Origin of the sequence: Intrasporangium sp., assembly GCF_030452765.1 — a bacterium.
GTDB lineage: Bacteria > Actinomycetota > Actinomycetes > Actinomycetales > Dermatophilaceae > Intrasporangium_A.
On the sequence record NZ_JAKDLO010000175.1, the window covers coordinates 1 to 9010 of the forward strand.

A 9010-nucleotide genomic window follows, 5' to 3' on the forward strand; every position below is an offset into this window, starting at 1 on the left:
CGTCGAAGGTGTCGGTGTAGAGCAGGTCCATCGCGTCGATGATCATCGCGCTGTCCGTCGCGTTCTTGCCGGACGTGTAGGCGAACTGCTGGATCGGCTGTATCGAGTAGGCGAGCAGGCTCTCCTTCCACCTGCCGAGGTTGGGGCGGGTCCAGTCGCCGTAGATCCGCTTGACGCTCGCGACACCGAAGCGGCTCACCTCGGCGAGCAGCCCCTCGACGATCGACGGGTCGGCGTTGTCGGCGTCGATGAGCACGGCCAGGTGGGTCTCCGAGGTGGCTGACGTCATAGGGTCATCCTGCCGCCACCCATCCGCAGGGTGTAGCGACATGCCGACGTACGATGCAGGTGTCGGGCCGCGCACCGCCGGTCCCCCCGCGTCCAGACGAAAGGTGCTCCATGGCTGACCCTGTTGCCCCCTCACCCGTCGAGGTGTTGCGCCGATGGGCGGACAGCGGCGCCACCTGGCGGGTCGTCTCCCACGTCGACGGACGCCTGCAGATCTCCATGCGGACCTGCACCGGGGACGAGGAGATGCAGCGTCTCGACTCGGGCGACCCCGAGCTGGTCGCCTTCGTCGGGGAACGCACCTCGAGCGAGGACTGAGCCCTCGCCCCGAGGACGGCGCAGGCCACCCGCGACAGCCCGCAACGACGTCCGCTCACCTCCGGGCGTCCGGAGGTGAGCGGCATACAGGTGAAGCGGGACGAGGAGCGGGCTACGAGCCGTCGCCTCCGAGGCCGGTCTTGATGAGATCCATGACCGAGCTGTCGGCGAGGGTCGTGACGTCGCCCACCTCGCGATTCTCGGCCACGTCGCGCAGCAGGCGCCGCATGATCTTGCCGGAACGCGTCTTGGGCAGCTCCTGGACGACCATGATCTGGCGCGGCTTGGCGATCGGGCCGATCTCCTTGGCGACGTGGGCCCGCAGCTCGGCGACGAGCTCGGCACCCTCGCCCGGTTCGTCGGCCTCGGCGACCGCCTCGGAGCGCAGGATGACGAACGCGCAGACCGCCTGCCCCGTCGTCGCGTCGGTGGCCCCGACGACCGCGGCCTCGGCGACCTTCGGGTGCGAGACGAGCGCCGACTCGATCTCTGTCGTCGAGAGGCGGTGGCCGGAGACGTTCATGACGTCGTCGACCCGGCCGAGCACCCAGATGTCGCCGTCCTCGTCCTTCTTGGCGCCGTCGCCGGCGAAGTACATGCCGGGGAAGCGCGACCAGTACGTGTCCTGGTATCGCTGCGGGTCGCCCCACACTCCGCGGAGCATCGCCGGCCACGGGTCGCGGACGACGAGGTAGCCACCCGAGCCGTTGGGGACGGACTGGCCCGCGTCGTCGACGACGTCGGCGGTCACGCCGGGGATCGGCTGCATCGCCGAGCCGGGCTTGGTCTCGCTGACCCCGGGCAGCGGGCTGATCATGATCGCGCCGGTCTCGGTCTGCCACCACGTGTCGACGATCGGGCACCGATCGCCGCCGATGACCCGGCGGTACCACATCCAGGCCTCGGGGTTGATCGGCTCGCCGACCGAGCCGAGCAGGCGCAGTGAGCTCAGGTCGAACTTCGCCGGGATGTCCTCACCCCACTTCATGAAGGTGCGGATCGCGGTCGGCGCGGTATAGAGGATCGTGACCTTCTTGTCCTGCACGATCTCCCAGAACCGGCCCTGGTGCGGGGTGTCCGGGGTGCCTTCGTACATGACCTGCGTCGCGCCGAGGGTCATCGGGCCGTAGACGATGTAGGAGTGGCCGGTCACCCAGCCGATGTCGGCGGTGCACCAGTACACGTCGGTCTCGGGGTGGACGTCGTGCACGACGGCGTTGGTGTAGGCGTTCTGCACGAGGTAGCCACCGGTGGCGTGGAAGATGCCCTTCGGCTTACCGGTCGTGCCTGACGTGTAGAGGATGAACAGCGGGTGCTCGGCCTCGACCGGGATCGCCGTGTGCTCGGGCGCGGCGGCCTCGAGGGCCTCGTGCCACCAGAGGTCGCGACCGTCGGTCCACGCGGTGTCCTGGCCGGTGCGGCGCACGACGAGAACCTTCGCGACAGAGGTGTCCCCGTGCTCGAGGGCCGTGTCGACGGCCGGCTTGAGGGCGCTCGGCTTGCCGCGGCGGTAGCCGCCGTCGCAGGTGATGACGACCTTGGCCTGCACGTCCTGGACCCGGGAGTGCAGCGCCTCGGCGGAGAAGCCGCCGAAGACGACCGAGTGCGGCGCGCCGAGCCGGGCGCAGGCGAGCATCGCGACCGCGGCCTCGGGGATCATCGGCAGATAGATCGCGACCGTGTCGCCCTTGCCGATGCCGAGGTCGACCAGGGCGTTGGCGGCCCGCTGCACCTCGGCATGCAGGTCGGCATAGGTGATGTCACGGGTGTCGCCCTCTGGCTCGCCGACGAAGTGGATCGCGACCCGGTCGCCGTGGCCGGCCTCGACGTGCCGGTCGACCGCGTTGTAGCACGCGTTGAGCTCGCCGTCGCCGAACCACGTCGCGAACGGGGCGTCAGACCAGTCGAGCACCTGGGTGAAGTCCTTGCTCCACGCTACGTATGTGCGCGCCTGCTCCGCCCAGAACGCCTCACGGTCGGCGGTGGCCGCGGCGTACTGATCGGCGGTGCCGTTGGCCTGGGTCGCGAACTCTCGCGGCGGTGCGTAGGTGCGGGTCTCCTGCATCAGGTTCGCGAGCGTCTGTTCGGTCACGGCATTCCACCTTTCGAAGCGTCGATTGGTCCAGGTCCACTCAAGTGGACGGCCCGCCACGGTGCAAGAGGGAGCCTGAGAGCAGACCGCCGAGCGGTCCGTTTTGGTCGGCAGGCGGTTGTCACCTGCCGCTCACCTGCGGTCCGCTCGTGTGGGCTTGGTCGGCCGGTGCGTCGCCTTGTCCGGCCGCGCAGGTCAGGCGCGTCGCGTTGACGAGTCTGCGCTGCCTGCAGGCGACGCATCGACGGCAAGGCGACGCACATGCCCAGTCGGGGCAGCCCAGCGACGAACGGGCACGCCGACGGGTGCCTCAGTGGCCCATGCCCATGACTGCGCGCACCGTGGACAGGGTCTGCTCGGCGAGCGCGACGGCCCGGGCGTTGCCCTCCCGCAGCACCTGCGTGACGTGTCCTGGGTCCCGGGCCAGTTCGGCCAGCCGGGCCCGGTGCCCGGCGAGCCCCTCGTTGACGGCCTCGGTCACGACCTGCTTGAGCCGCCGCGCCCCGCCGTCACCGATGGCCTCGGCCAGCAGCGCCGGCGACTCGCCGCGGAACAGGGCCGCGATCGTGAGGAGGTTGGCGACCTCGGGCCGGCGCCGGGGCTCGTAGGTGACCCGGAGCTCCGAGTCCGTCCGCGCCATCCGGATCCGCGCCGCCGTCTCGTCGGCCGTGTCCCGAAGGTTGATCACGTTGCCCTTGGACTTGCTCATCTTGGTGCCATCCAGGCCCATGAGCAGCGGGACGTCGCCGAGGAGGGCCTCGGGCTCGGCGAACACCCGCTGCCCAGTGGCATACCTGGTGTTGAACCGGCGCGCGATGGCCCGGGTCAGCTCGAGATGCGGCAGCTGGTCGCGACCGACGGGCACGACACGCGCGTGGCAGAAGAGGATGTCGGCGGCCTGGTGGACGGGGTAGGTGAGCAGCAGCCCTGACAGGGGGCGTCCGCCGGACAGGGCGAGCTCGTCCTTGACCGTCGGGTTGCGGCGCAGCTCCGCGTCGGTCACGAGCGCCAGGAACGGCAGCATGAGCTGGTTCAGGGCGGGCACCGCGCTGTGCGTGAAGATCGTCGTCCGGGTGGGGTCGAGGCCCGCCGCGAGGTAGTCGAGGACCAGACCGTGGACGTTCGCCCCGATCCTGCCGACGGAGTCGCGGTCGGTGAGGACCTGGTAGTCCGCGATGACGACGAACGTCTCGACTCGTCTGTCCTGCAGGCGGACCCGGTTACGCAGGCTGGCGAGGTAGTGCCCGATGTGCAGCGGCCCGGTCGGCCGGTCGCCGGTGAGCATCCGGAACCGGGTGCGGTCCTGCGCGGCGTTAGCGTCGATGAGCGCGTCGAGCCGGTCGCTGGCGGCGAGGGCAGCGGCATACGTGTCGCGTTCGGTGGTGATGGTCATGTCAGCTCCTGTGGGACGGCCCACGGGTGACCTGGAACGAGCCGCCCGCAGGCGGCTCGGATGGGTAGGTTCGAACGGCCGCCGCTCAGAGGGGCAGCCACCACGCGCGCACGGCGGTCGAACTCATGAGCCGATTGTATGCCGCCCACCCCACTCCCAGCGCAGGCACGCTCTGGGCGCTCCTACAGTGAAGGGGTGCCAGATGCCCGGCTCATCGCCCAGATCATCACCCTGACCGACCTGCCCGGAGTCGCCGAGAAGGTGGACGCGGTCCGCGAGGCGTGCACCCGGCTGAGGTTCCACGAGGCGCTGCGACGCCGTATCCCGGAGGCCGCGGCGGAGTCGCGCGTCCGCGGGGCCGCGGCGAGCGCGGAGCTCGGCGGGGCCAGGCTGCCCATCGACACGGTCCGCGAGCTGATGAGCGGTGCCAGGCAGTGGCCGGAGCACCCCGATCCGGGCGTGGCCGACGTGCGTGCCGCGGTGCAGGCGACGGCCGAGAGCGAACGGATCGTGGGCCTCGTGCGATCTGCGCCACTGCAGGCCTTGGCCCGGCTTCATGTCGCCGGATTCGGGCAGGTCCTCGACGCGTCCGTGCTCGGTCGGCCCCGGGTGGGGGACGAGACGTGCGGCGAGTTCGCCGACGCAGGGCCGGCGCCGGGTGCCGAGATCGTCGCGGCGCGGCTGGCCGGGCTGCCCGACCTCGTCGGCACCGCCGCATCGGGCCAGGTCCCGGGCCTCGTGGTGGCCGCCCTCGTGCATGCCGAGATCGTCGCGGTCCGGCCGTTCGTCTATGGCAACGGCATCGTGGCGCGGGCCATCGAACGCGCCCTGGTCCAGGCCACCGGGCTCGATCCGACGGGAGTCTGTGTCCCCGAGATGGGGCACCTCTCGCAGCGGACGCACGTGTACGCCGGGGCGCTCGCCGGCTACACGCATGGCAGCGTCGACGGCGTGGCGCTGTGGTTGCGGCACGCGGCCGACGCGATGCTGGCCGGTGTGGCTGAGGGAGTGCGGATCTGCGACGGGGTCCGGGCCGGGCGGCTGCTGCGCTGAGACCCCCGCGAGCGGGCAGCAAGGATCAGTCGAACGGGTACCAACCACCAGTCGAACGGGTACCGACCACCAGTCGAGCGGGCGGCGACGGTCCGGCCTGTCTGGGGTGATGGACAGAACTTCCCGGGGGCGACCGTGAACCCCTAGCCCGCGGGAGGGGCGGTGAGGTAGAAAGAACTCAGGACCACAACGCCGAGAGGCGTCGGCCCGAGTCCACGGCAAGAGTGACAGACCGAGGTGAGACCAGGTACCCACGCGAGAACAGTTCACTTGGAACCGTCTATCCCCGGAGACACAACCGGGGTGTGACAAGCACAGCGCACGCTTGGTAGCCGGATCTCTCGGGGAGGCCCCAGCGACACCGTCGTAGGGGCCTCCATCAGGTCGACTGCATATCGGGTCACTGGGTTGTGGGTCTGTGTCGGCTGACCGACACGCTCATCGAGGTGTCCGAACGCCGCCGCGCGCGTCCGTTTGCATTTGGTCGGACGGGGCCTCACGATGGAGATAGCGCTCCCCATCGGGTTGAGCGCCGCGCGGCTGGAGCCTCCCCCCCGGCGCCAGAAGCGTGAGATGGCCCCGGTCGACCCCCCGACCGGGGTCATCATCGGTCGGGGCGTTGTCCACATCCAGCGCCGGGGACGCGCGGCGTCCACCGAGAGTCACCGGGGGCTGGTCCAGGCGGAGCCGCTCGGGCACGGTCGGAGCATGGGACAGATCATCGCCGTCGTGCCGGCGTCCGGTGGCGTCGGGGCGACCTCGCTCGGCGCGGCCATCGCTGTCAGGTCGGCTGCTGCCGCGCGCAGCGCCGTCGCCGTCGACCTCGACCCGTGGTCGGGTGGCCTCGACGTGACCTTCGGGATCGAGCGGGAGCCCGGATGGCGATGGGACGGGCTGAGCGAGGCGTCCGGGGTCGTCGACGGCGAGCGGCTGGCCGCGCGGCTGCCTTCGGTGCTCGACGTGCCGGTCCTCGCGATGCCGACCGCCGGCGGCGGCTCCGCCGAGCTACAGCTTGATCCCGGGCCGTGGGTCGAACGGGTGCCCGGGGTCATCGCGGGACTGGCCGAAGCCCACGCCGTGACGGTCCTCGACGCGTGCCGCGACGAGCGGGTCCTGGGTGTCGTCGCGGCCCACGCCGACGCCGTCGTCGTGGTGGCCGGGACCCGGGCCGGCGAGCTTGCGGCCGCAGCGACCCTCGTGCCGGTGCTGCAGACGCTCGGAGCCGACCCCTGGATCGTGCTGCGCGGTCGAGGCGCCGGTGAGTTCGAGGACGTCGTGATCGACGAGCTCGATGTCGACGTGGTCGGCGTGTTGGGAGAGGACTCGAAGCTGGCCGGGGATGTGGCCGAGGGGATCCCGCCAGGGCATCGTGGGCGTGGTCCGCTCGTGACGCTGGCCGACCGGGTGCTGCTCCGGCTCGTGGCGCTCGGCGGCGAGCTCGGGAGGAGCGCATGAGCCTCAGTCCGGCGATGTGGCAGCAGGCACGGGCCGGCCAGCCTCCGGATCGCGAGCGGGTCGTGGACGTGGCCCGTGAGGAGGTCGGGGCGCTCGGCCGGACCTTGGTGGCTTCCTCTGCCGACGAGCTGTCGGCGCGGGTGCTCGGCGCCGGTCCGCTCGAGCCGTGGCTCGCCGACCCGGAGGTGACCGACGCAGGTGTCAACGGCGATGGGCGGATCTGGGTGGATCGTGGGCACGGGCCGGAATGGGTGGACATCCCCTTGTCGCGTGAGGTCTCGCGGTCCCTCGCGGTCCGCCTCGCCGGGCTGGCCGGGCGCCGGCTCGACGACGCGAGCCCTTGGGTCGACGGCCAGCTGCCGTCCGGTGCGCGGCTGCACGCCATGCTGCCACCGCTGGTCGCGGGCGGAGCACACATCACGATCCGGGTGCCCGCTCGGCGACACCTGTCCCTCGACGACCTCGAGACGTCCGGGATGGTGCCACCGGCCTTCGACCCGGTGCTGCGTGGCCTCGTCGAGGCGCGACTCGCGTTCGTCGTGTCCGGCGGAACCGGAGCCGGGAAGACGACTTTCCTGGCGGCGCTGCTCGGTCTCGTCGATCCCGTTGACCGCCTGCTCGTCATCGAGGACGTGCGAGAGCTGCACGTCGACCATCCGCACGTCGTCCGGCTCGAGGCGCGCCCCCCGAACGTCGAGGGCATCGGCGAGGTGACCCTGACAACCTTGGTGCGTCAGGCTCTCCGGATGCGGCCGGACCGGATCGTTGTCGGGGAGGTGCGTGGTGCGGAGGTCAGGGAGCTGCTGGCCGCCCTGAACACCGGCCACGAGGGTGGGTGCGGCACCATCCATGCGAATGCCGCCGCAGACGTCGTGGCCCGCTTCGAGGCCCTCGGGGCGCTGGCCGGCCTCGGGCCGGGCGCGGTCCGCGTCCAGCTCGGTGCCGCAATCGCGGTGGTGCTCCATGTGACGCGGGCCGACGGTGCACGCCGACTCGAGACGGTGGGTGTCGTGGACCGCTCGGGAGCGGACCCCGTCGTGCTTCCAGCACTCGAATGGGACGGGTCGACGGTGCGGGCCGGAGTCGGCTGGCCGTTGCTGCGGCGCAGGCTCGGCCTGGCGGAGGGGGTGGTGCCGACGTGAGCTGGGTCGCCGTCGACGTGAATGCGGTCGTGGCCGCGGTGCTGGTGGGGGTCGTGGTGGTGGTGTGGCCGGCTCGACGAGCTCGCGTGGACGTGCTCCTGCCGAGCGCCGGTCGTGACGACGCAACCCTCCTGGTGCACGGTGGCTTCGCCGCGCTATGGCACGAGGACCCGGTCCAGCTGTGGCGACGACGTCGCCGCGCCGGTGGGCACGCGTCCTTCGAGCGGGCTGTCCTGATGCTGCTCGACGGCACCGCTGCGGCCCTGCATGCCGGGCTCACTCCCGCACGAGCCCTCGAGCTCGGCGGGGCCACGCTGCCGACCGAGGCCCCGGCCTTGGTCACCGGTCTCGTCCGTCAGGCGGTGACGGCCGCGGCTGACGGCCATCCGGTGGCCCCGATCTGGCGGGCGGCCGCTGAGCGCACCGGGTCCGCGGCCGTACATGCCGTTGCGGCCGCTTGGGGCCTGTCCGAGACGACCGGATGTCCACTCGCCGACGCGGTGGACCGGTCGGCGGCTCAGCTGCGTGGGGCGCTGGTCGCTCAGCGCAGGGTCCGTGCTGCCGTGGCCGGGCCACAGGCCACGGTGACAGTGCTCACCGCTCTGCCGCTCACTGGTCCGGTCTTCGGGCTTGCCTGTGGTGTTCCGCCCTCCGCGCTGTACGGCAACCCCGTCGGCGCAGCCTGCCTCGGGACCGGGCTCGTGCTCATCTGGTTCGGCAGGCAGTGGTGTCGCCATCTCGTTCGACGAGCCGAGCACCCCACATGACCACCACCGCGACCGAGGTCGCCTCGGCCCTGGTCCTGCTTGCTCTCGCCTACCGGTCCGGTCTGCCCACGACGGGTGTGCTCGAGGCCGTTGCGGCCGAGTCGCCGGAGACGGTTGCCCGAGACCTCCGACAGGTCGCGGCGGCCCTTCACTGGGGTGCGTCGGACCAGGAGGCCTGGAGCTCGGTTGGCCCGGTCTGGGAGCCGGCCGGTCGAGCGGTGACGCTGGCCCAGCTGGCGGGGCTGGCGCCCGGACCGCTGCTCCTGAAGGCAGCCGACGACCTCGCGGCGGACCGGTTGGAGCGCATCGATGTCGCCACGGCCAAGGTCGGCGTCCGGCTCGTGGCGCCGCTCGGCCTCGTGCTCCTGCCCGCCTTCTGCCTGACGACGGTCGTCCCGCTCGTCGTCGCCCTGGCCCGAGCGGTGCTGGGCTGAGCCCCTCCCTCACATCGAGAGTGCACCTCTCGTGATCGAGAGTGCACCAGTCGTGATCGAGAGTGCAC

General features: G+C 71.6%; 9 protein-coding genes. 6 read left to right on the forward strand and 3 right to left on the reverse strand.

Annotated features, from left to right (window positions below; genetic code table 11):
• Window positions 1-289 (reverse strand): NYN domain-containing protein (locus tag L0H79_RS17900; RefSeq protein ID WP_301486005.1); only part of this gene is annotated, 289 nt, incomplete at its 3' end.
• Between the two features lie 110 nt (window positions 290-399).
• Between L0H79_RS17900 and L0H79_RS17905 the strand changes: the two genes are divergently transcribed.
• Entirely contained in the window at window positions 400-606 is a 207-nt protein-coding gene (locus L0H79_RS17905; RefSeq protein ID WP_301486006.1) for a hypothetical protein, read from the forward strand.
• A gap of 112 nt (window positions 607-718) precedes the next feature.
• Here the strand turns inward: L0H79_RS17905 and acs are convergent, their stop codons facing one another.
• A complete protein-coding gene (gene acs / locus L0H79_RS17910) occupies window positions 719-2698 on the reverse strand; it encodes an acetate--CoA ligase (protein ID WP_301486007.1) in 1980 nt (659 codons plus the stop codon).
• A 310-nt stretch (window positions 2699-3008) separates the two neighbouring features.
• Complete coding sequence (trpS, locus tag L0H79_RS17915) at window positions 3009-4091, reverse strand: tryptophan--tRNA ligase (protein WP_301486008.1); 1083 nt, start codon at window positions 4089-4091, stop codon at window positions 3009-3011.
• Window positions 4092-4286: 195 nt separating this feature from the next.
• Here trpS and L0H79_RS17920 point away from each other — a divergent pair, with 195 nt between their 5' ends.
• From L0H79_RS17920 to L0H79_RS17940, 5 genes are all read left to right on the forward strand, one after another.
• Window positions 4287-5144, forward strand: coding sequence for a Fic family protein (locus L0H79_RS17920; RefSeq protein WP_301486009.1), 858 nt, complete (start codon window positions 4287-4289; stop codon window positions 5142-5144).
• A 708-nt stretch (window positions 5145-5852) separates the two neighbouring features.
• Window positions 5853-6599, forward strand: a complete 747-nt coding sequence (locus L0H79_RS17925; RefSeq protein ID WP_301486010.1) for a hypothetical protein — start codon at window positions 5853-5855, stop codon at window positions 6597-6599.
• Window positions 6596-7741 (forward strand): TadA family conjugal transfer-associated ATPase, encoded by a 1146-nt coding sequence (locus L0H79_RS17930; RefSeq protein ID WP_301486011.1) that lies wholly within the window; start codon window positions 6596-6598, stop codon window positions 7739-7741. The genes L0H79_RS17925 and L0H79_RS17930 overlap by 4 nt, the downstream gene beginning before the upstream one ends.
• Window positions 7738-8508, forward strand: a complete 771-nt coding sequence (locus L0H79_RS17935) for a type II secretion system F family protein (protein ID WP_301486012.1) — start codon at window positions 7738-7740, stop codon at window positions 8506-8508. The genes L0H79_RS17930 and L0H79_RS17935 overlap by 4 nt, the downstream gene beginning before the upstream one ends.
• Window positions 8505-8942, forward strand: coding sequence for a type II secretion system F family protein (locus tag L0H79_RS17940; protein ID WP_301486013.1), 438 nt, complete (start codon window positions 8505-8507; stop codon window positions 8940-8942). Before L0H79_RS17935 ends, L0H79_RS17940 begins: the two co-directional genes overlap by 4 nt.
• Window positions 8943-9010: the final 68 nt, after the last annotated feature.

Bases quoted from the DNA above. Each gene is read 5' to 3' on its own strand.
- L0H79_RS17925 (WP_301486010.1), top strand. From the start codon at position 5,853: ATGGGACAGATCATCGCCGTCGTGCCGGCGTCCGGTGGCGTCGGGGCG.
- L0H79_RS17930 (WP_301486011.1), top strand. From the start codon at position 6,596: ATGAGCCTCAGTCCGGCGATGTGGCAGCAGGCACGGGCCGGCCAGCCT.
- trpS (WP_301486008.1), bottom strand. From the start codon at position 4,091: ATGACCATCACCACCGAACGCGACACGTATGCCGCTGCCCTCGCCGCC.
- L0H79_RS17905 (WP_301486006.1), top strand. From the start codon at position 400: ATGGCTGACCCTGTTGCCCCCTCACCCGTCGAGGTGTTGCGCCGATGG.
- L0H79_RS17940 (WP_301486013.1), top strand. From the start codon at position 8,505: ATGACCACCACCGCGACCGAGGTCGCCTCGGCCCTGGTCCTGCTTGCT.